The organism is Staphylococcus argensis (assembly GCF_002902305.1).
Taxonomy (GTDB): Bacteria; Bacillota; Bacilli; order Staphylococcales; family Staphylococcaceae; genus Staphylococcus; species Staphylococcus argensis.
This window is the reverse complement of sequence record NZ_PPPX01000001.1, coordinates 1086938-1109253: the sequence shown is the minus strand read 5'-3', so window position 1 is coordinate 1109253 and position 22316 is coordinate 1086938. Positions and strand designations below refer to the sequence as shown.

Annotated in this window: 19 protein-coding genes, 1 riboswitch and 2 other annotated features; of the genes, 18 read left to right on the top strand and 1 reads right to left on the bottom strand. The window is 38.8% G+C overall.

The genetic code is table 11. From position 1 onward, the window contains the following. Positions 1–47 precede the first annotated feature (47 nt). The 17 genes from thrS (at position 48) to CD039_RS05315 (ending at position 18551) form a co-directional block, all read left to right on the top strand. Positions 48–1985 (top strand): threonine--tRNA ligase, encoded by a 1938-nt coding sequence (gene thrS, locus CD039_RS05395; RefSeq protein WP_103371441.1) that lies wholly within the window; start codon positions 48–50, stop codon positions 1983–1985. Positions 1986–2052: 67 nt separating this feature from the next. Further along, positions 2053–2227, top strand: a riboswitch (Lysine riboswitch). 128 nt (positions 2228–2355) lie between these two features. Beyond that, positions 2356–3849 (top strand): amino acid permease, encoded by a 1494-nt coding sequence (locus CD039_RS05390; protein ID WP_103371440.1) that lies wholly within the window; start codon positions 2356–2358, stop codon positions 3847–3849. A 64-nt stretch (positions 3850–3913) separates the two neighbouring features. Then, positions 3914–4037: a sequence feature (ribosomal protein L20 leader region), on the top strand. Positions 4038–4061: 24 nt separating this feature from the next. Then, positions 4062–4595, top strand: coding sequence for a translation initiation factor IF-3 (gene infC / locus CD039_RS05385; RefSeq protein ID WP_040805965.1), 534 nt, complete (start codon positions 4062–4064; stop codon positions 4593–4595). An 18-nt stretch (positions 4596–4613) separates the two neighbouring features. Continuing rightward, entirely contained in the window at positions 4614–4814 is a 201-nt protein-coding gene (gene rpmI / locus CD039_RS05380; RefSeq protein ID WP_049407353.1) for a 50S ribosomal protein L35, read from the top strand. Between the two features lie 46 nt (positions 4815–4860). Continuing rightward, positions 4861–5217 (top strand): 50S ribosomal protein L20, encoded by a 357-nt coding sequence (gene rplT, locus CD039_RS05375; RefSeq protein ID WP_002470931.1) that lies wholly within the window; start codon positions 4861–4863, stop codon positions 5215–5217. A 212-nt stretch (positions 5218–5429) separates the two neighbouring features. Then, positions 5430–6038: an NUDIX domain-containing protein gene (locus CD039_RS05370; RefSeq protein WP_103371439.1), complete on the top strand. Its 609-nt coding sequence runs from the start codon at positions 5430–5432 to the stop codon at positions 6036–6038. A 15-nt stretch (positions 6039–6053) separates the two neighbouring features. Beyond that, positions 6054–6977, top strand: coding sequence for a hypothetical protein (locus CD039_RS05365; protein ID WP_103371438.1), 924 nt, complete (start codon positions 6054–6056; stop codon positions 6975–6977). A gap of 114 nt (positions 6978–7091) precedes the next feature. Then, complete coding sequence (gene tig / locus CD039_RS05360) at positions 7092–8414, top strand: trigger factor (RefSeq protein WP_103371437.1); 1323 nt, start codon at positions 7092–7094, stop codon at positions 8412–8414. Positions 8415–8654: 240 nt separating this feature from the next. Then, positions 8655–9917 (top strand): ATP-dependent Clp protease ATP-binding subunit ClpX, encoded by a 1263-nt coding sequence (clpX, locus tag CD039_RS05355; protein ID WP_002471524.1) that lies wholly within the window; start codon positions 8655–8657, stop codon positions 9915–9917. A 261-nt stretch (positions 9918–10178) separates the two neighbouring features. Then, entirely contained in the window at positions 10179–10766 is a 588-nt protein-coding gene (yihA, locus tag CD039_RS05350) for a ribosome biogenesis GTP-binding protein YihA/YsxC (RefSeq protein ID WP_103371436.1), read from the top strand. A 308-nt stretch (positions 10767–11074) separates the two neighbouring features. Next, positions 11075–12418, top strand: coding sequence for a glutamyl-tRNA reductase (hemA, locus tag CD039_RS05345; RefSeq protein ID WP_103371435.1), 1344 nt, complete (start codon positions 11075–11077; stop codon positions 12416–12418). 23 nt (positions 12419–12441) lie between these two features. Then, the gene (gene ccsA, locus CD039_RS05340) at positions 12442–13278 is read left to right on the top strand and encodes a cytochrome c biogenesis protein (RefSeq protein WP_103371434.1); all 837 of its coding nucleotides are present in this window, start codon (positions 12442–12444) and stop codon (positions 13276–13278) included. A gap of 31 nt (positions 13279–13309) precedes the next feature. After that, positions 13310–14236: a hydroxymethylbilane synthase gene (hemC, locus tag CD039_RS05335; protein WP_103371433.1), complete on the top strand. Its 927-nt coding sequence runs from the start codon at positions 13310–13312 to the stop codon at positions 14234–14236. A gap of 13 nt (positions 14237–14249) precedes the next feature. Continuing rightward, positions 14250–14933 carry a uroporphyrinogen-III synthase gene (locus CD039_RS05330; protein ID WP_103371432.1) on the top strand — a complete coding sequence of 228 codons (684 nt, stop codon included), beginning with the start codon at positions 14250–14252 and terminating at the stop codon, positions 14931–14933. 3 nt (positions 14934–14936) lie between these two features. Then, positions 14937–15914, top strand: coding sequence for a porphobilinogen synthase (gene hemB, locus CD039_RS05325; protein WP_103371431.1), 978 nt, complete (start codon positions 14937–14939; stop codon positions 15912–15914). A 12-nt stretch (positions 15915–15926) separates the two neighbouring features. Further along, positions 15927–17216: a glutamate-1-semialdehyde 2,1-aminomutase gene (hemL, locus tag CD039_RS05320; RefSeq protein WP_103371430.1), complete on the top strand. Its 1290-nt coding sequence runs from the start codon at positions 15927–15929 to the stop codon at positions 17214–17216. A 270-nt stretch (positions 17217–17486) separates the two neighbouring features. Continuing rightward, on the top strand, positions 17487–18551 hold the full coding sequence (locus tag CD039_RS05315; RefSeq protein WP_103371429.1) for an AbrB family transcriptional regulator: 1065 nt from the start codon (positions 17487–17489) through the stop codon (positions 18549–18551). A 196-nt stretch (positions 18552–18747) separates the two neighbouring features. On the opposite strand, the gene CD039_RS05310 is transcribed toward CD039_RS05315, so the two are convergent. After that, on the bottom strand, positions 18748–19332 hold the full coding sequence (locus CD039_RS05310; protein ID WP_103371428.1) for a DNA-3-methyladenine glycosylase I: 585 nt from the start codon (positions 19330–19332) through the stop codon (positions 18748–18750). Between the two features lie 60 nt (positions 19333–19392). After that, positions 19393–19632: a binding site (T-box leader), on the top strand. 44 nt (positions 19633–19676) lie between these two features. Between CD039_RS05310 and CD039_RS05305 the strand changes: the two genes are divergently transcribed. Next, positions 19677–22307: a valine--tRNA ligase gene (locus CD039_RS05305; protein ID WP_103371427.1), complete on the top strand. Its 2631-nt coding sequence runs from the start codon at positions 19677–19679 to the stop codon at positions 22305–22307. The last annotated feature ends 9 nt before the right edge of the window (positions 22308–22316 follow it).

Below are 22316 nucleotides of genomic sequence, written 5' to 3'. Positions count from 1 at the left end.
TACGTCTCATGTCGAGAGATCATAAAGTATAAATAGGAGGGTTCTAGATGGAACAAATTAACATTCAATTTCCAGATGGTAATAGTAAGGCGTTTGATAAAGGCACAACTACAGAAGATATCGCACGTTCTATTAGTCCTGGATTGAGAAAGAAAGCGGTCGCAGGTAAATTTAATGGACAAATGGTAGACCTTACTCGTCCACTTGAAACAGACGGTGAAATCGAAATCATCACACCAGGAAGCGAAGAAGCGTTAGAGGTGCTTCGTCACTCCACAGCACACTTAATGGCTCAAGCATTGAAACGTCTTTATGGTGATGTGAAATTTGGTGTAGGTCCTGTCATTGAAGGTGGTTTCTACTACGACTTTGACATGGATGAACGCATTTCTTCAGATGACTTTGAGAAGATCGAAAAGACAATGAAGCAAATCGTGGATGAAAATCATCCTATCGAACGTAAAGTGGTTTCACGTGATGATGCGAAAGAATTCTTCAAAGATGACCCTTACAAATTAGAACTCATCGATGCGATACCAGAAGACGAAAATGTCACACTTTATTCTCAAGGTGAGTTCACTGACTTATGTCGTGGTGTGCATGTTCCATCTACATCTAAAATTAAAGAGTTTAAACTGTTATCAACAGCAGGTGCATACTGGCGAGGAGACAGCAACAATAAGATGTTGCAACGTATTTACGGTACAGCATTCTTCGACAAGAAAGCTTTAAAAGCGCATCTTCAAATGCTTGAAGAACGCAAAGAACGTGATCACCGCAAGATCGGTAAAGAGATGGATTTATTCACTAATAACCAACTCGTCGGCGCGGGATTGCCACTCTGGTTACCAAATGGTGCTGTCATCCGTCGTGAAATCGAACGTTATATTGTAGACAAAGAAACTAGCATGGGTTACGACCACGTCTATACTCCAGTGATGGCTAACGTGGATTTATATAAAACTTCAGGTCACTGGGATCACTATCAAGACGATATGTTCCCACCGATGAAACTCGATGAGAATGAAGAGATGGTGCTACGCCCAATGAACTGTCCGCACCACATGATGGTTTATGCGAACAAACCACATTCTTATCGTGAATTACCTATTCGTATTGCCGAACTCGGCTTACAACATCGTTACGAAGCAAGTGGTGCAGTTTCAGGTTTGCAACGTGTACGAGGCATGACTTTAAATGATGCGCATATCTTCGTACGTCCAGATCAAATTAAAGAAGAGTTTAAACGTGTAGTACAACTTATTCTTGATGTGTATGACGACTTTGGTTTTGAAAACTATAGCTTCCGCCTAAGTTATCGTGATCCAGAAGATAAAGAGAAATACTATGATGACGATGATATGTGGAACAAAGCTGAAGCGATGTTGAAAGAAGCAGTAGATGAATTTGGTTTAGAATATGAAGAAGCGATTGGTGAAGCGGCATTCTACGGTCCTAAACTCGATGTTCAAGTTCAAACTGCGATGGGTAAAGAAGAAACATTATCTACAGCGCAACTTGACTTCTTACTACCACAAAAATTCGATTTAACTTACATCGGTAACGATGGCGACGAACATCGTCCAGTAGTCATTCACCGTGGTGTAGTGTCTACTATGGAACGTTTCGTCGCATTCTTAACTGAAGAAACTAAAGGTGCCTTCCCAACTTGGTTAGCACCGCGTCAAGTTGAAATCATCCCAGTAAACGTAGACTTACACTATGACTATGCGCGTGCTTTACAAGATGAATTGAAATCACAAGGTGTACGTGTCAATATCGACGACCGTAATGAAAAAATGGGGTACAAGATCCGTGAAGCACAAATGCACAAAGTACCTTACCAAGTTGTCGTAGGTGACAAAGAAGTAGAAAATAATGAAGTCAACGTTCGTAAATACGGCTCTAAAGATCAAGAGACTATGGAGAGAGACGACTTCATTTGGAACTTAGTTGATGAAATTCGCTTGAAAAAACAACGCTAAACTTGAAAAAGAATAACGTTTACTGTATATTAAAATCTAGTCAGATAGAAATTTGATGAATATTACAATAAGAGTTAGAGGTTGCGACTTCGATGAGTAATTAAGGTGAGGCAGAATGATGCCGAAGAGACTTAAGTGAAAGGCGAAGCCGCCGAAGCAATATCAATCCTCATTCATTGATATTGTTGGGTCAGTCATCGAAAGGTGCTGGACTGTCACAATTGTGATGTGCTACCTATAATAAATCTTCAATCGGTTGCATATCCCAAGGGTATGCAACCTTTTTTAATAGGATAATAAATAGAGAAATAACCAAATAGCGAGCACTAGTGAAAGAGAGTAACCTCTAAAGACTAGAAAGGGAGCTTCTATGGATAAACATTCAAATCAGAACGAAGGGATTCAAAGAGGTCTGAAAGATCGCCATATTTCGATGATTGCGATTGGAGGCTGTATCGGTACAGGGTTATTTATGACCTCAGGTGGTGCGATTCATGATGCAGGTGCACTCGGTGCATTATTAGCATACGCCATCATTGGTGCTATGGTCTTCTTCCTAATGACCTCACTTGGTGAAATGGCAACTTACTTGCCTGTTTCCGGATCATTCAGTACATATGCCACACGTTTCGTCGACCCATCACTTGGCTTTGCCTTGGGTTGGAACTATTGGTTTAACTGGGTGATCACTGTTGCAGCAGATGTGACGATTGCAGCTCAAGTAATTCAGTATTGGGCGCCGATGAAAGGATTAGCAGCGTGGGGCTGGAGTTTAATCTTTATCGTGATTATTTTTGCGCTCAACGCATTGTCTGTACGTGTCTACGGTGAAAGTGAATACTGGTTTGCTTTGATTAAAGTAGTCACTGTCATTATCTTTATTATTATTGGTTTACTCACTATCGTGGGTATTATGGGTGGTAGTTACGTTGGTTTCGATACATTTACGAAAGGTGACGGACCTATCCTCGGTAATGGTGTCGGTGGCAGTTTACTGTCCATTCTCGGCGTATTCTTAGTCGCTGGTTTCTCCTTCCAAGGTACTGAGCTCATCGGTATCACTGCAGGGGAATCTGAAAATCCAGAACGTGCCGTACCGAAAGCGATTAAACAAGTCTTTTGGCGTATTCTTCTCTTCTACATTATTGCTATTTTTATCATCGGTATGTTGATTCCGTATGATAGTTCAGCGTTAATGGGTGGAGATAGTGATGTAGCGACTTCGCCATTTACTTTAGTGTTTAAAAACGCAGGTCTCGCCTTTGCGGCATCATTCATGAACGCCGTCATCTTGACTTCAGTATTATCCGCCTGTAACTCTGGTATGTATGCGTCAACGCGTATGCTTTATTCAATGAGTAAGGATCGTCTCGCTTTTCCAATCTTTGGCAGAACGAACAAGCACGGTGTACCGTACATCTCACTCATTGCTACTGGTGTGATTGTATTAGCGATCTTCGGCTTACAACACCTTAATGGTGATGCTTACGAGTATATCGTAGCAGCCAGCGGTATGACTGGTTTCATAGCATGGGTCGGTATCGCTATCAGTCACTATCGCTTCAGAAAGGCATTTGACGCACAAAATTATGATAAGTCGAAATTAAAATATCATGCGAAACTGTTCCCATTCGGACCTATATTTGCAGGTGTCCTTTGTGTGATCGTTATCATTGGTCAGGACGTTGATTTCATCAAGACAGGGCACTTTGATTTGAATCGCTTTATCACGACTTACATGGGGATTCCGGTCTTCTTAATCTTCTTTATTTATCACAAGATACGTTATAGAACGAAGAAGATTCCTTTAGATCAAGTGGATTTACGCCAAGATGTTAAAATGGATGATATTAAACACCATTAAAAATCGAATTAAGCATTGACTTATGAATTGAATATTGGTATGATTGTTCATGTTGAATACGAAACGAACCAAGTAGAAGTATCCGCTTCTCACCTGTAGCGACGCGTGAAGCAGTTGGCAGGTCAATAGACATGGACTAATCATGTGATTGAAGAGCGGGTAGAGTCTACCCGCTCTTTTTACTTGGTGTTACTTTCGTAAAAATAATGGAGGTGTCAACCATAGCAAAAAATCAAACTCAAGTTAACGAACGTATTCGTGCAAAAGAGATTCGTCTAATCGGTCAAAACGGTGACCAAATCGGTGTCAAATCTAAAAAAGAAGCTTTAGATATGGCAGACCGAGTAGGATTAGATGTTGTAGTAGTGGCTCCGAATGCTAAGCCACCTGTTGCAAGAATTATGGACTACGGTAAGTACAAATTCGAACAACAGAAAAAAGAAAAAGAAATGAAGAAGAAACAAAAAACAATTAACGTTAAAGAATTACGTTTAAGTCCAACAATTGAAGAACATGACTTCCAAACTAAGTTGAAGAATGGACGTAAATTCTTATCTAAAGGCGATAAATGTAAAGTTTCTATTCGTTTCAGAGGACGTGCAATCACTCATAAAGAGATTGGTCAACGCGTTCTTGAGAAATTCGCTGAAGAAACGAAAGATATTGCGACGATCGAACAAAAACCTAAGATGGATGGTCGTCAAATGTTTATCATGTTAGCACCTAATGCTGACAATGAAAAATAATATTAGGAGGAATTTATCATGCCAAAAATGAAAACACACCGTGGAGCAGCTAAACGTGTTAAAAGAACTGGTTCAGGTAAATTAAAACGTTCTAGAGCTTTCACTTCACACTTATTTGCCAATAAACATACAAAACAAAAACGTAAATTACGTAAAGCTAAATTAGTTCATAAATCAGATATGAAACGCGTAAAACAATTATTAGCTTACAAAAAATAATTTAAAATCAACTATTTGTTAAAGATATTAGAAGGAGGAATTTACTATGCCACGAGTAAAAGGTGGAACAGTAACTAGAAGACGTCGTAAAAAAACGATTAAATTAGCAAAAGGTTACTTCGGTGCTAAACGCACATTATACAAAACAGCTAAACAACAAGTAATGAAATCAGGTCAATACGCTTTCCGTGACCGCCGTCAAAGAAAACGTAACTTCCGTAAATTATGGATTACACGTATCAATGCGGCTGCACGTCAACACGACATTAGCTATTCACGTTTAATGAACGGTTTAAAACAAGCTGGTATCGATATTAACCGTAAAATGCTTGCTGAAATTGCAATTTCTGACGACAAAGCATTCGGTGAATTAGTATCTAAAGCGAAAGAAGCTTTAAAATAATTAACTTTTTATTCCTTCCAAAGATGGCTTTGCTCCATTTGGAAGGAATTTTTTACATACTATAGGTCTAACGTAGTTGAAATTCGTTTCAACAGTTGAGTACGAATGTTGAGAAATGAACGGGCACGAATACTAATCACTATATTTACGATTGATATGTGTGCAACGTTTGATAAAATAAAGCCAGATGACAAATGATAAAGGAGATTACTATGTCTAAATTTGATGAGATGATTACAGTCGTACCACGAGATTTAGTCTTCGATAATGAACGCAATCAATTTAATGGATTTTTAAACAAATCAACAGCTCAAGGGCAAGAGATCTTTAACTCACTTTCACACTATGAGGTGAAACGTCGCGGTGATATGGAAGAAGATCCTAACTACAAGCAACTCGTATCCTATTGCTTACTCGAGAATCATCAAGGCGAGCTGCTCGTGTACAAACGCTTGTCTGGTGGCGGCGAGTCACGTTTGCACGGTCAAGGTTCTATTGGCGTAGGTGGACATATGAACGATGTGTCCGGTGCAGAGTCCATTAACGAAGTCTTACGTACGAATGCGCAACGTGAGCTCGAAGAAGAAGTCGGTCTTTCACCAGCTAAGAGTCAGAACCTTCAATACTTAGGGTTTATTAATGATGATACGAACGAAGTAGGTAAGGTTCACTTAGGTGTAGTATTTAAGATTACTGTTGATAAAAATGACGTTGAAGTTCAAGAAACTGATACCCTAGCGATTGAGTGGGTTGAGCAAGGTAAGATAGAGGATACGAGCAACTTTGAAACATGGAGTAGCCTGATATTAGAAGCGCTATAAGAGAGGTGGCTCATTATGTCTGACATTATACCCTTTCCACGAGCAAAGCAGAAGTTAATCAAAGAGATTAAAACGGCTTATTATGACAGCTCGTATGAACATGCTTCAGATCTCTTTGAAGAATATGAACGGTACTTTGAACTTGATGATCTACTCGCTGAATTGAAATGTGATATCTTGTATCAACTTGAACGATATTTAGAGCTACGCGAAGAAGCGATTATCCTGCTCAAACAAGGTTTAGGTAGTTATGATACGCTCATGATTTACTATGTACAAGCATTGAACGGTCTAGGGCAGTATTTCGAAGTGGTTAAAGTCATTGATCAAGTCATTGATGAAGTGAGTAACCATCAGTCTCGCATGCGTCTCTTTCCATTGAAAGAATATGCTGAATCTCAGCTCGAAGCATACAATAGACAGGCAGCACAACAACTCGAAAGCTTTGACCAATTGGCTTTACACGAACAGGTACAAACGATCTTAACACTCATCGACTACAGTCAATTTAATTACAAGTCGAGCGTAGCTAATTTGATTGAGACACTTGATTTAGCACCTAATCTCATCAGTATTATGCTCGAATATTTACGTTTAGCACATTACGAAGAACGTTTAACGCTGACTAAATACGGGCATGAGATGACTGTTATACCTGATGACTTACCTGGGATTGAATATTCTGAGATGAAACAACAATTGATACCTCAGGTGTTGGAATTTGTTGAACAAGAGGCATCACAGCTAGTTCGAGAGGCATATCGTTTATTGACGAACCATGCCATTATGCTCTATCCATTGGATATTTTTAATCTTGGCTCACAGGAAGCATGGATTGCGGCATATCAGAATTATTTCAGATCAATGCTCGGCATGAGTGAGCTCGACGATCAGAACGAATTAGTTCAATTAATCATAGCGATTGATCGAGAGCCGTAATATGCTTCAAGAGAGCGAATGGTAATAAATCTAGTCATTTGTGTAGGTTCTAGACCTGTGCTATAATGATGAAGTTGAAAAATTAAAATAGGATTATCATGGAGGTTTTTATACATGACAGCAACTTGGGAAAAAAAGGAAGGTAATCAAGGCGTACTATCTGTTACAGTACCCGCAGAAAAATTTGATAACGCTTTAGATAAAGCTTTCAAAAAAGTAGTTAAACAAATCAATGTACCAGGTTTCCGTAAAGGGAAAGTACCTCGTCAAATCTTCGAACAACGTTTCGGCGTTGAAGCATTATATCAAGATGCAGCTGACATCGTATTACCTGAAGCTTACGGTGAAGCAATTGAAGAAACAGGTATCAAACCAGTAGATCAACCAGAAATCGAAGTACAACAAATTGAAAAAGGTCAAGATTTCAAATTTGATGCTACAGTAACAGTAGAACCAGAAGTAGAACTTGGTGACTACAAAGGTCTTGAAATTGAAAAACAAGATGCTGACTTAACTGACGAAGAAGTTGACGAAGCCATCAATCAACAACTTAACCAACTTTCAGAAATGGTTGTTAAAGAAGACGGCGCTGTTGAAGAAGGCGACACAGTAAACATCGACTTCGACGGCTATGTTGATGGTGAACAATTCGAAGGTGGCCAAGCGGACAGCTATGACTTAGAAATCGGTTCAGGTTCATTTATCCCTGGATTCGAAGAACAATTAGTTGGCGTGAAAGCTGGCGAAGAGAAAGATGTTAACGTGACATTCCCAGAAGAATATCACGCTGAAGAATTATCAGGTAAAGAAGCAACTTTCAAAACGAAAGTAAATGAAATTAAATATAAAGAAGTTCCTGAACTTGACGACGAAATCGCTAATGAACTTGATTCAGATGCTGAAACTGTTGATCAATACAAAGAGAACTTACGTAAACGCTTAGCAGAGCAAAAGCAAACTGAAGCTGAAAATGCTCAGAAAGAAGAAGCGATCCAAAAAGCTTCTGACAATGCTAAGATTGATATCCCAGAAGCAATGGTTAACACTGAGTTAGACCGCATGCTTCAAGAGTTTGGTCAACGTATGCAACAACAAGGTCTTAGCCTTGAAACTTACTTCCAAATCTCAGGTCAAGATGAATCTCAACTTAGAGAACAAATGAAAGACGATGCTGAAGCTCGTGTACGCACTAACTTAACACTTACAGCAATCGCTGATAAAGAAGACATCGAAGTATCTGAAGAAGATATCGATAAAGAACTCGAAAAAATGAGCGAGCAATTCAACATCTCAGTTGAAGATATCAAGAATACTCTAGGTAATACTGACATCGTGAAAAACGATGTACGTATTCAAAAAGTAATCGACTTACTCGTAGACGAAGCGAAATTAGTCGAACCATCTGAAGACGATAAAGACAACAAAGACGAAGAGTAATTTTAATAAAGCAACCTAATTTCATAAATTGCAATCACATATTGCTGTTTTGAAGTAAATAATTTGAGGCCCCAGCATAACTAAAGTTTAAATTTTATGCATGCTGGGGCTTATATTTTTTAACAAACGGGGAAGTTAAGTCAGAACTCTCAAAAATAAGGCATTTAACTTGTAGTTACCGTCAGTTGCATATTAAAATTCATTCTAGTATAGTCTTTAGGGAATAGGGGTGTAAATATAATGTTTAAATTCAATGAAGATGAAGAAAACTTAAAGTGTTCTTTCTGCGGAAAGGATCAAGATCAAGTTAAAAAATTAGTTGCTGGTAGCGGCGTTTACATTTGTAATGAGTGTATCGAATTATGTTCTGAAATCGTAGAAGAAGAGCTCTCACAATCCGCGCCAGAAGGTTTAACTGAATTACCTACTCCTAAAGAAATCATGGATCAGTTAAATGATTACGTTATTGGACAAGAGAAAGCTAAGAAATCCCTAGCAGTTGCAGTCTACAACCACTATAAACGTATTCAACAACTCGGGCCGGATGACGACGATGTAGAACTACAAAAGAGTAACGTTGCGTTAATCGGACCTACAGGTAGCGGTAAGACATTACTCGCGCAAACATTAGCTAAGACACTCAACGTGCCTTTCGCTATTGCCGATGCGACGAGCTTAACTGAAGCAGGTTATGTGGGTGATGATGTTGAGAACATCCTCTTACGTTTAATCCAAGCCGCTGATTTCGATGTAGATAAAGCTGAAAAAGGAATTATCTATGTCGACGAAATCGATAAAATTGCACGTAAATCAGAAAATACGTCAATCACACGTGACGTTTCAGGTGAGGGTGTACAACAAGCCTTACTCAAGATTCTTGAAGGTACGAGCGCAAGTGTTCCACCACAAGGCGGACGTAAGCATCCGAACCAAGAATTGATTCAAATCGATACAACTAATATCCTCTTCATCTTAGGTGGTGCCTTTGATGGCATCGAAGACGTGATTAAACGTCGTCTAGGTGAAAAGGTTATCGGATTTGCTAGTAGTGAAGCATCTAAATATGACGAAGATGCCTTATTAGAACAAATTCGACCAGAGGACTTACAATCTTATGGTTTAATTCCAGAATTCATCGGTCGTGTTCCTATTGTTGCTAATCTCGAACAATTAGACGTAGAAGCACTGAAAAACATTTTAACTCAACCTAAGAATGCGTTAGTTAAACAATATACGAAGATGCTCGAGTTAGATAATGTAGAACTCGAATTTACTGATGAAGCATTAGCAGCAATCAGTAACAAAGCCATCGAGCGTAAGACTGGTGCACGTGGTCTGCGTTCAATCATTGAAGAAGCATTAATCGACATTATGTACGATGTGCCTTCAAGCGATGGTGTAGTTAAAGTTGTCATTACTGAACAAACGATTACTGATGAAACTGAACCAGAACTGTATGATAAAGAAGGTAATTTAGTTAACAAAGAACAAACTTCTGCATAGCTAAAGTGCTATAATTTTTAAAAGTTTGTACTATAATAGTGTCGCTCATTTGTCTTTATAAGACAGATGAGCGATTTTTTATTTGTGTAAGAAATCGTAACAAGAGGTTAAAAGCAAGTGGTGCGGAATTCGGTGCATTTTAAACTGAACTGAAATCATAATTTAGAATGGATAATATGAAACTTTCGTGACAGCGCTCGCATCTCGAGACGCAATATAATATAATGAAACAGTTAGATTAAAAGAGAAAAGAGGGTAGCTATGAAAGTTAATCCGAATAAAATTGAACTACTCATCAGTGCGGTAAAGCCAGAGCAATATCCTGAAACAGGACTAAGTGAAGTGGCGTTGAGTGGGCGTTCTAATGTGGGGAAATCGACCTTTATCAATAGTATGATTGGGCGAAAGAATATGGCGCGCACATCCGCTCAACCAGGCAAGACGCAAACTTTGAACTTCTATGATATCGATAGTCAGCTTATCTTCGTTGATGTACCAGGATACGGGTATGCCAAAGTGAGTAAGAAGAAGCGTGAAGAGTTTGGCAAGATGATCGAAGCTTACCTTACACAAAGAGAAAGTCTGAAACTCGTGGTGCAACTCGTAGATATTCGTCACAAACCGACCGAAGACGATGTGTTGATGTATGACTACCTGAAGCACTTTGAGATACCCACACTAATTGTGTTGACGAAAGAGGATAAGATTAAAAGAGGTCAAGTACAGAAACAACTCGCTATGGTAAAACGGGAATTAGAGCTTGAAGAAAGCGACCAAATCATTAGTTATTCTTCAATTAAAGGAAACAAGCAACAACAAATTTGGGACGCTATTGAAAGTTATTTATAATTATTCTAATGTGATAGCAGGTTGTAAGAAAAAGAGAGTTCAAAAAACTGTAATTTAAAGTGAAATCGAGGCTAGATTAGAATGAGCTGACATACGTTTGAGTTCATTCTCAAGTGAACCTCTTTCTATAAGTGGGACTAGTACTCAAGTATAGAATTACGGTGCAGTTCGTTCACTTTTAAACCATAAATAGTTAACCTACGGATTCTTACATTAGAATATTTATAAATAAATCAAGCAGAGTGCTTAACTACGGGATAAATTGTGTTATAATGTAGTTATTGTAATATGTATGGAGGGCGTTATAAATGCATTTAATTGCGATAAGTATTAACCATCGCACTGCAGATGTAGCATTAAGAGAGAAAGTTGCCTTCAAAGAAGATACCATACGTTCAGCGAATGTTGATTTATTTGAAACGAAAGCGATCTTAGAGAACGTCATTTTATCAACATGTAATCGCACAGAAGTATATGTTGTCGCAGACCAAATTCATACGGGACGCTATTACGTTCAACGCTTTTTAGCGCGTAATTCTGGTCTTGAAGTGGAGGATATTAAAGCAATTTCAGAAGTTAAAGTGGGGGACGAAGCAGTAAATCATTTATTGCGTGTAACTTCTGGATTAGATTCCATCGTACTTGGCGAGACGCAAATTCTTGGTCAAATGAGAAACGCGTTCTTCATCGCGCAAGAAGAAGATACGACTGGAACTATCTTCAACCACTTATTTAAACAAGCAATTACTTTTGCGAAGAAAGCGCATAATGAGACTGACATTGCGGACAATGCCGTAAGTGTATCTTATGCAGCTGTTGAACTCGGTAAGAAGATCTTCGGTAAGATCGATAATAAAAAGGCAATCATCATCGGTGCAGGGGAAATGAGTGAACTCTCACTCTTAAATCTTAAAGGATCAGGTGTTAATGATATTACAATCGTTAACCGCACTGTTTCAAAAGCAGAAACACTTGCAAATAATCATGGTGTTTCTTATGCTTCAATTGATTCATTACCAGCTTTATTAACAGATGCTGATATGGTTATCAGCTCAACAAGTTCAAGTGACTACATTATTACTAATGAGATGATGCAAAGTATTGCACCTCAACGTAAGAATGACTCACTTGTACTCATCGATATTGCGTTACCACGTGATGTGGAACCGAATATTAACGCAATCACGGATGTCTTTAATTATGATGTAGATGATCTTAAAGGATTAGTGGATGCTAACTTGAGAGAACGTCAACTTGCAGCGGATGCAATCGCCGCGCAAATTCCTCAAGAAATAGATGCACATAACGAGTGGGTGAACATGCTAGGTGTTGTACCTGTCATTCGTGCTCTACGTGAAAAAGCCATGAATATCCAATCTGAAACAATGGATAGCATCGACAGAAAGCTACCACATCTTTCTGAACGAGAAAGAAAGGTTATTTCTAAGCATACGAAAAGTATCATCAATCAAATGTTGAAAGATCCAATTAAACAAGCGAAAGAGCTAGGTAATGAGAAGAAAAGTAATGAAAAACTAGAGCTATTCCAAAATATTTTCGACATCGAAGCAGAAGATGCGCTTCCTAAGAAAAAGGAAAGACGCCAAAGTTCTAAACAAGATCTTCGCACTCAAATTCTAAGTTTTGAATAAGCTCAAGCTAATATGGTGATGATATGCAAGATACGTTGTTCATTCGTTTTCATGAACTCATATTACTCGTTTATTTAATCAGTATTGCTTGTTATTTTTATGATTTTCTGAATAAAAATTATAGAATAAGAAATTTTGGGTTCATCACTTTAGGTATTGTTTGGGTATTACAGACAATCTCTTTGTCTATCTATATCAATATGACGCGACACGTGCCTTTAAATAATATTTTTGACGTGTTCTTCGCATTGACTTGGCTCATCATTTCGATTTCTATAGTCATAAGCGTAATCAAGCAACTTAATTTCTCGATATTTTTATTCAATATTATCGGGTTTACTTTGCTTGCGCTCAATACATTTCAACCGACCTATAATCAAACTGAAGGTCAGAAATTAACGCTTATCAACGAGTTACTTATTGTACACGTATGCTTTGCGACGTTGAGTTATGCCGTGTTCGCTTTCGCATTCGTGAATTGCTTGTTGTATTTGATTCAATATCGTAATCTAAAGGAGAAACGATTTACACAGAAGTATTTCCGTATAGGAAGTGTAGCGACGTTAGAGAAGACAGTATTCTACAGTTCACTCATTGGTTTTATATTACTCATCGTCAGCACCATTCTAGGTGCACAATGGGGTGTGAACTCTTTAGATCATCAGTTCGTCATTGACTCGAAGATGATTCTCTCTATCGTTATTATCGTCTTGTACGGTTTATATCTTCTATGTAGGGTAAAGCAATTATTGAATAAACAACTGCTTATCTATTTCAACATCGTTCTATTTGGATTATGTATGGTGAATTTGCTTTTCGCATCCCATATACCGAATTTCCATCAATGGACGTCATTGTAATTAATAATATTTATATAGGAGGTTGCGCGAGATGCGTAAACTAGTCGTAGGTTCACGACGTAGCAAATTAGCTATGACTCAGAGCCGACAATTTATTGATACGCTTAAAAAGGTAGATCCTTCTTTAGATATTGAAATTAAAGAGATCGTAACTAAAGGAGATCAAATCGTCGATAAGCAATTATCCAAAGTAGGTGGAAAGGGCTTATTCGTTAAAGAAATAGAGAACGAATTGTACAACCACGATATCGATATGGCGATTCATTCATTGAAAGATGTGCCAAGTGTAATTTCATATGGCTTAACTTTAGGCTGTATACCTGATCGCGAGAATCCATTTGATGCATATGTAGCAAACGACCATGTCGCGCTTGAAGACTTACCTGAAGGAAGTATCGTGGGTACAAGTTCTTTAAGACGTGGGGCGCAGATAAAAGCGAAATATCCCCATGTTGAGATTAAATGGATTCGTGGTAATATCGATACGCGATTACAGAAATTGCAAGATGAAGATTATGATGCGATTATTCTTGCAGCCGCTGGTTTAAAACGTATGGGTTGGTCAGATAATATTGTCACAAGTTATCTAGATAAAGAAACGCTCGTCCCTGCCATAGGCCAAGGCGCATTAGGTATCGAATGTCGTTCAGATGACCAAGAATTACTCGATTTACTAAATCAAGTTCATAATCAGAATGTAGCCGATTGTGTCACAGCAGAACGCACTTTCTTAAAGCAAATGGATGGTAGTTGCCAAGTGCCTATCGGTGGTTATGCGACGAAAGATGAAGATGGTACAATTGAGTTTACCGGCCTCATCATGTCTACAGATGGTCAAGAACGCTATCAACATACAGCACGCGGTAAAGATCCCGTTCAATTAGGTCAAGAAGTAAGTCAAGTATTGAAAGATCAAGGGGCTTACGAAATTATTCGCAAGCTCAACGAAGAATTATAAGAGGATGACGAATATGAATTCAGTTATAGTAATGACACAGACAAGTAATTATAGTCAGGACGGCTTATCTATAGTTCATAAACCACTGATTAAGATTGAGCCACTTTCTTTTAATTTAGACTTGTTAAAGTTAAACTATGACTGGATTCTTTTTTCATCTAAAAATGCTGTGAAATACTTTTATCCCTATCTACAACAAACCTCATATCGTTATATAGCTGTAATCGGTAAGAAGACGAAAGCGTATTGTGAAGACCAAGGTATAGCGGTTGATTTCTGCCCAAATGATTATTCACAAGAAGGCTTTCTAGCTGACTTTCAAGCATCAGCACACGCCAAAATCCTCGTGCCATCGAGTCAAGCTGCTCAACCGTTACTCGTTGATACTTTGCGAGACAGAGGTTTGAATGTAACTAAGATTGATCTCTACAAACCGAGTGCGTGGTCGTCGCATGTTACAGACATTGATCAATTGTTGGCACAACACAAAGTGGGTGCCATCACTTTTGCTAGTTCTTCAGCAGTAAATGCCTTCTTTAATCGCTCGCTTCCAGAGACCACGAAGGCATTTTCAAATATATATGCGATAGGGCAACAGACTTTGTCTACAATCCAGCAATACGGGGTAGAGGCTAAAGTAGCAGATGAACAAACTTTAGATGGATTAATTGAAAAAGTTAAAGAAAGTTGGATGTAAAGTATGAAATTCGATAGACACAGACGTTTACGTAGTTCTAAAACGATGCGAAATATGGTGACTGAAACACGTATCAATAAAGAAGATTTAATCTATCCAATCTTCGTTGTTGAACGTGATAACGTCAAAGAAGAAATTCCTTCTATGCCAGGAATTTACCAATTAAGCTTAAATATCTTGGAAGAAGAATTGAAAGAAGCATATGATTTAGGTATCAGAGCAATTATGTTCTTCGGCGTGCCTAACGAGAAAGATGCGACTGGCTCAGGTGCGTACGATCACAACGGTATTATTCAAGAAGCGACGCGTAAGGCGAAAGCGATGTATGATGATTTACTCATCGTTGCCGATACGTGCCTCTGTGAATATACAGATCATGGTCACTGTGGTGTCATCAACCATGAGACGAAAGATGTGGATAACGATCAATCATTAACATACTTGGTTAAGACAGCGATATCACAAGTTGAAGCTGGTGCAGATATTATCGCGCCAAGTAACATGATGGATGGTTTCGTTACTGAAATCCGTCAAGGTCTTGACGACGCAGGTTATGAAAATGTACCGATTATGAGCTACGGTATTAAATACGCATCTAGTTTCTTCGGTCCATTCCGTGATGCAGCAGAATCTACACCACAATTCGGTGATCGTAAGACTTACCAAATGGATCCAGCGAACCGTCGCGAAGCTATGCGTGAACTCGAAAGTGACTTACGTGAAGGTGCTGACATGATGATTGTTAAGCCTGCATTGAGTTTCTTAGATATTATTCGTGATGTTCGTAATAATACTAACGTTCCAGTTGTCGCTTACAATGTAAGTGGTGAATATAGCATGACGAAAGCAGCTGCACTTCAAGGTTGGATTGATGAAGAAGCTGTAGTTATGGAACAAATGATTTCTATGAAACGTGCAGGTGCGGACTTAATTGTCACTTACTTTGCCAAAGATATTTGTAAATATTTAGATCAACAATAAAGGAGGATTACTATGTCTCGTTACGCTAAATCAGAGCGCGCAACGGAAGAAGCTCTACCGCTTATGCCAGGAGGCGTTAACAGCCCGGTGCGTGCATTCAACTCTGTAGATACACCAGCGATCTTCATGGATCATGGTGAAGGTTCTCATATCTATGATATTGATGGAAATGAATATATTGATTATGTGCTAAGTTGGGGACCACTCATTCTAGGTCATAAAAATCCACGTGTGATTGAGAAGTTACACGAAGCCGTTGATAAAGGTACAAGCTTCGGTTCTTCAACTTTACAAGAGAATAAACTCGCTCAACTCGTGATCGACCGTGTACCGTCTATCGAGAAAGTACGTATGGTATCTTCTGGTACAGAGGCGACATTAGATACGCTACGTTTGGCTAGAGGTTATACAGGACGTAACAAAATTATCAAATTTGAAGGCTGTTACCACGGTCACAGTGATTCACTTTTAATCAAAGCAGGATCAGGCGTAGCAACATTAGGTCTACCTGACTCTCCGGGTGTTCCAGAAGGTATTGCCAAGAATACGATTACGGTACCTTACAATGACTTAGATGCCATTCAAACGGCATTTGAGAACTTTGGTGACGACATTGCCGGTGTGATTGTTGAACCTGTCGCAGGTAATATGGGTGTTGTGCCTCCTCAAGAAGGTTTCTTACAAGGCTTACGTGATATTACTAAAGAGTACGGTTCACTCTTGATCTTTGACGAGGTTATGACAGGTTTCCGTGTAGGTTACAACTGTGCTCAAGGCTACTTTAATGTCACTCCAGACTTAACTTGTTTAGGTAAAGTAATCGGTGGTGGACTTCCAGTCGGTGCCTTTGGTGGTAAAAAAGAAATCATGGATCACATCGCACCAGTAGGAGACATCTACCAAGCAGGTACACTTTCTGGTAACCCACTTGCTATGACAAGCGGTTACGAAACGTTAAGTCAATTAACTCCAGAGTCATATGATCACTTCAATCATTTAGGTGATTTACTCGAAGAAGGCCTTAAAGAAGTGTTCGCTAAACACAATGTGCCAATTACTGTTAACCGTGCAGGCTCTATGATCGGTTACTTCTTAAACGAAGGCCCGGTGACTAATTTCGATCAAGCCAATAACAGTGATTTAGAGCTCTTTGGTCAAATGTATCGCGAAATGGCGAAAGAAGGCGTCTTCTTACCGCCATCTCAATTCGAAGGTACATTCTTATCAATGGCGCATACTGAAGAAGATATTAAGCAAACAATACAAGCATTTGATACGGCATTAGGTCGTATTACAAAGTAATTCAATAGATTATGTTCATGTTGAGGAAATCGGATGACGATTGTTTCAAAGTAGAAAGATTAAATTTACTTATCACTTTGATTTATCGTTATTCGGTTTCCTTATTTTTATTTATTAACAATCGAAATCATAACTTATACTTAGTGCGATGATGGGATTTTGATAAGAATCACTTATTTATATTGTGTACGGGGTATTGCATTTTTGTTGCTACAGGGCGCGTTTTGTGTCACTTTTAAGGTAACAACAATAAGGGAAGTAGTGATAAGTATGAAACGTAATTGGTTAAATAATCTCATCGTATTACTGCTTGCTATTGTAATCAGTTTATTACTCAAAGCAGTTCATATGTTGCTTCCATTCATGTTCGGCCCAATCATCGCCGCACTCATATGTGTAAAGCTGTTCAAGATGGAAGTCAAATGGCCATTCTGGATTAGCCAGCTCGGTTTAATCTTGCTCGGTGTTCAAATTGGTTCAAGTTTCACTAAACGTGTCATCGGCGATATTAAAGACGATTGGTTAACTGTTGTGTTAATATCGGTATTATTATTAGTCATCGCATTAATTGTATCTATCTTCTTTAAGAAAATAGCTAAGGTGAATACAGAAACTGCCATATTAAGTGTTATACCTGGCGCCTTAAGTCAAATGTTGCTCATGGCTGAAGAAGATAAAAATGCCAATATTATGGTAGTCAGTTTAACGCAGACTTCACGTATCATCTTCGTGGTTATACTCGTTCCATTTATTTCTTATTTCACAAGTACATCTAGTGGACAGAAATCGAGTCAAGGTGCAGTCCAACCTGATTTTACTCAAGCGATTAATATTCCTAATTTCTTAATACTCGTTGCAGCCATAGCTATCGTATATTTCATCATGGCTAAGATCAATTTCCCGACGAAACAAATGTTAGCGCCTATCGTCGTGTTAATCGCTTGGAACTTAATTACAGGAATTACGTTTACTTTAGATAATTATCTCATTGCGGCGGCGCAAGTGATGTATATGATTCGCATCGGTATCCAAATTGCGAAGCTCGTTGATCAACTGAAAGGACGTATTGCTGTAGCAATTGCTTTCCAAAATATTATGCTTATTCTCGTAGCGTTTGTGATGGTTTGTATTATAGGTTACGCGACGCATCATCCGATTAACGATCTCTTCCTCGGAGCAGCTCCAGGAGGAATGAGTCAAATTATTTTAGTGGCGATGGAAACTGGGGCAGATGTAGCGATGATTTCGAGTTATCACATCTTCCGGGTATTCTTCATCTTATTCTTAATCGCTCCGTTGATTAATTATTATTTAAAATATCGGGCGCGACGTTAGCTGACGCAGATAAAAGGATTTTGTGACACTAGAAATTGACATGTATCGTTAGATAAAATACAAAATTTGAATTTCAAAATAAAGAAGGTGCACCCTAATTGTCATTCACTTCAATAGGGTGCACCTTCATAATTTAATGCGATAGCATTTATCATGGTGGCGTGTTCTGATCATCAATTTAATCTATATTCAAACTTTACAGTTCTCTTTCAGGTTCAGTAAATCGGTTTATCGGATTATACGGACAATCTACTAAATGACTATTATATAATCCTGCCGCTTCTAAAAATGAAAATACAGTCACTGGCCCTAAAAATTTAAATCCATAACGCTTTAAATCTTTAGAAAGTTGGGTCGCACGTTCATCTACAGTAATGCGCTCTGAAGCTGAGTGATAATTCATGTTCACAGGTGTATTATCTACATACGACCATAAGAAATCACTAAAGCTACCATAATCTTGCTCTATTTGTAAATATCCACGTGCTTGATCGATAATCGCCTCTAGCTTCTTGCGATTGTGTACAATATTTGGGAAGTCCATTAACACGTCTACATCTTCATCAGTCATTTCCGCAATCTTCTCAGGATCAAAGTCATAGAAAGCATCTTCATAGGCTTCTTTCTTTTTTAAAATAGTTAACCAAGACAAACCAGCATGTTGCGACTCTAAAGCAAGCAACTTAAAGAGTTCAAGACTGTCGTAATGGGGTTGTCCCCAATAATGATCATGATAGTCAATATATAACGGATCCGTCGCGTTGAAAGCACAAGCGTTCATAAATTTCCCTCCAGTACATTGACTTATTGTGCGTTCCATTATACTATAATTAAAGTAAATATAATAACGTAAGTGGGAAGAGTAACTATGATTTCATATTTCCAGAGAGTATACATGAGCTGAAAGTATACATATGAACGTAGTGAAGGTAGCCCGATTGAACTTTAGTTGAAAGCGAGTATTGCCATTAGACTAAAGCGTGAATTGAGCGTTAATCAAGCAAACAAGTGCGTAAGTCGGTGCGATATTTCATCGTGAGCTTACGAAGTTAGGTGGTACCACGGAAGATCCGTCCTATTATTAAGTTAATAGAACGGATTTTTTTACGTTAAGGAGGAAATGCTATGGAAATGAAACCTAAATACAATCCACGTGAAGTGGAGCAAGGGCGCTATGAAGAGTGGGTCGATAAAGGCTACTTCAAAGCGGCTGAAGATGACAAAAAAGAAACGTATACGATTGTTATTCCACCCCCAAATGTCACAGGTAAATTGCATTTAGGGCACGCTTGGGATACAACATTACAAGATATCATTACGCGTATGAAACGTATGCAAGGTTATGACACATTATATTTACCTGGTATGGACCATGCAGGTATCGCGACACAGTCTAAAGTTGAAGCGAAGTTACGTGAAGAAGGGATTTCTCGTCATGATTTAGGTCGTGAGAAATTTTTAGAAAAAGCATGGGACTGGAAAGAAGAATATGCAACGTTTATCCGCAAACAGTGGGCGAAGCTCGGCTTAGGATTAGATTATAGTCGTGAACGTTTTACGCTAGATGAAGGGCTCAGTAAAGCTGTGCGTAAAGTCTTCGTTGACTTGTACAATAAAGGTATTATCTATCGTGGCGAATACATCATCAACTGGGACCCAGTAGCGCAAACTGCGTTGTCTGATATCGAAGTTATTCACGAAGATGTGCAAGGTAAGTTCTATCACTTCAAGTATCCTTACACAGATGGTGATGGCTATATCGAAATTGCGACAACACGTCCAGAAACAATGCTCGGTGATACAGCGATAGTAGTTAACCCTAATGACGAGCGCTATCAAGACGTGATTGGCAAGACAGTATTACTGCCTATCGTCAATCGTGAACTCCCTATTCTCGCTGACGAATACGTTGATATGGAATTTGGTAGTGGGGCGATGAAAGTAACGCCAGCCCATGACCCTAATGACTTCGAAATTGGTAATCGTCATGATCTTGAACGTATCGTTGTGATGGATGAAGCAGGTAAAATGAACGCAGAAGCAGGCAAATACGAAGGTTTAGATCGTTTCGAATGTCGTGAACAGCTCGTTGAAGATCTTAAAGCCGAAGATTTAGTTATTGATATCAAAGACCACGAACACTCTGTAGGTCATTCAGAACGTTCAGGTGCGGTCGTAGAACCTTATTTATCCACTCAATGGTTCGTGAAAATTAAACCGCTCGCTGAACAAGCACTCAATAACCAAGATACAGATAATCGCGTGAACTTTGTTCCACCTCGCTTTGAAAAAACATTCAATCGTTGGATGGAAGAAATTCGTGATTGGACGATTTCAAGACAACTATGGTGGGGTCATCAAATTCCAGCTTGGTATCATAACGAAACGGGTGAACTTTACGTTGGTATGGAAGCACCTGAAGATGCGGAGAATTGGACGCAAGACGAAGATGTGCTCGACACATGGTTCTCTAGTGCATTGTGGCCATTCTCAACGCTAGGTTGGCCGGATGTTAGCAATGAAGATTTCCAACGCTATTATCCAACAAATGCCTTAGTTACAGGTTATGATATCATCTTCTTCTGGGTTGCTCGTATGATCTTCCAAGGTCTTGAATTTACAGATCAACGTCCTTTCAGTGATGTGTTACTTCACGGTCTTGTACGTGCTGAAGATGGTCGTAAGATGAGTAAATCTCTTGGTAACGGCGTGGATCCTATGGATGTTATCGACGAGTATGGTGCAGATAGCTTAAGATACTTCCTAGCTACTGGATCTTCTCCAGGTCAAGATTTACGTTATTCAACTGATAAAGTCGAATCAGTGTGGAACTTTATTAACAAGATTTGGAATGCGGCTCGCTTTAGCATTATGAATATTGGTGACGACTTTAAAGTAGAAGATGTGGACTTGTCCGGCAACTTATCTCTTGCAGATCAATGGATTCTTACACGCTTGAACGAAACGATCCAAACTGTAACAGATTTAAGTGATAAATATGAATTTGGTGAAGTAGGTCGTGCACTTTACAACTTTATTTGGGATGAGTTCTGTGACTGGTATATCGAAATGAGTAAAATCCCTATGAACGGTGATGACGAAGCTCAGAAACAAGTGACGCGTTCAGTCTTAACGTATGTTCTCGATAATACGATGCGTATGCTACATCCATTTATGCCGTTTGTGACTGAACAAATTTGGCAGAACCTTCCACATGCTGGTGAAACAATTGTGACTGCAAGTTGGCCAGAAGTAAAAGAGGCGTTCACTTTTACCGAAAGTAAGGAAACGATGGAACAACTCGTAGAAATCATCAAGTCTGTGCGTCAATCACGTCAAGAAGTGAACACGCCAATCTCTAAAGCCATTCCGATTTATATTCAAGCGAAAGATGATAATATCAAAGCTACGCTTGAAGCGAATGCAAACTATATCGATCGATTCTGTCACCCTAGTGAATTAGTGATTGAAACAGATATCGATATTCCTGAAAAAGCAATGACATCTGTAACTACAGCAGGTGACGTAGTGCTCCCACTTGAAGGATTAATCGATATGGATAAAGAAATCGCACGTCTAGAGAAAGAATTAGACAAGTGGCAGAAAGAATTAGATCGCGTCAATGGTAAGTTGGCAAACGAGAACTTTGTCAATAAAGCACCAGAAAAGATTATTAACGAAGAGCGTCAGAAGAAAGAGAACTATCAAGATAAATATGATGGTGTGAAACTTAGAATCAAACAATTAAAATCGTAGGAGTCCTTA

Bases quoted from the DNA above. Each gene is read 5' to 3' on its own strand.
- hemC (WP_103371433.1), top strand. From the start codon at position 13,310: ATGCGTAAACTAGTCGTAGGTTCACGACGTAGCAAATTAGCTATGACT.
- CD039_RS05305 (WP_103371427.1), top strand. From the start codon at position 19,677: ATGGAAATGAAACCTAAATACAATCCACGTGAAGTGGAGCAAGGGCGC.
- CD039_RS05365 (WP_103371438.1), top strand. From the start codon at position 6,054: ATGTCTGACATTATACCCTTTCCACGAGCAAAGCAGAAGTTAATCAAA.
- rplT (WP_002470931.1), top strand. From the start codon at position 4,861: ATGCCACGAGTAAAAGGTGGAACAGTAACTAGAAGACGTCGTAAAAAA.
- ccsA (WP_103371434.1), top strand. From the start codon at position 12,442: ATGCAAGATACGTTGTTCATTCGTTTTCATGAACTCATATTACTCGTT.
- yihA (WP_103371436.1), top strand. From the start codon at position 10,179: ATGAAAGTTAATCCGAATAAAATTGAACTACTCATCAGTGCGGTAAAG.
- CD039_RS05310 (WP_103371428.1), bottom strand. From the start codon at position 19,332: ATGAACGCTTGTGCTTTCAACGCGACGGATCCGTTATATATTGACTAT.
- CD039_RS05390 (WP_103371440.1), top strand. From the start codon at position 2,356: ATGGATAAACATTCAAATCAGAACGAAGGGATTCAAAGAGGTCTGAAA.
- hemB (WP_103371431.1), top strand. From the start codon at position 14,937: ATGAAATTCGATAGACACAGACGTTTACGTAGTTCTAAAACGATGCGA.
- hemA (WP_103371435.1), top strand. From the start codon at position 11,075: ATGCATTTAATTGCGATAAGTATTAACCATCGCACTGCAGATGTAGCA.
- CD039_RS05330 (WP_103371432.1), top strand. From the start codon at position 14,250: ATGAATTCAGTTATAGTAATGACACAGACAAGTAATTATAGTCAGGAC.
- rpmI (WP_049407353.1), top strand. From the start codon at position 4,614: ATGCCAAAAATGAAAACACACCGTGGAGCAGCTAAACGTGTTAAAAGA.
- thrS (WP_103371441.1), top strand. From the start codon at position 48: ATGGAACAAATTAACATTCAATTTCCAGATGGTAATAGTAAGGCGTTT.
- hemL (WP_103371430.1), top strand. From the start codon at position 15,927: ATGTCTCGTTACGCTAAATCAGAGCGCGCAACGGAAGAAGCTCTACCG.
- CD039_RS05370 (WP_103371439.1), top strand. From the start codon at position 5,430: ATGTCTAAATTTGATGAGATGATTACAGTCGTACCACGAGATTTAGTC.
- clpX (WP_002471524.1), top strand. From the start codon at position 8,655: ATGTTTAAATTCAATGAAGATGAAGAAAACTTAAAGTGTTCTTTCTGC.
- tig (WP_103371437.1), top strand. From the start codon at position 7,092: ATGACAGCAACTTGGGAAAAAAAGGAAGGTAATCAAGGCGTACTATCT.
- CD039_RS05315 (WP_103371429.1), top strand. From the start codon at position 17,487: ATGAAACGTAATTGGTTAAATAATCTCATCGTATTACTGCTTGCTATT.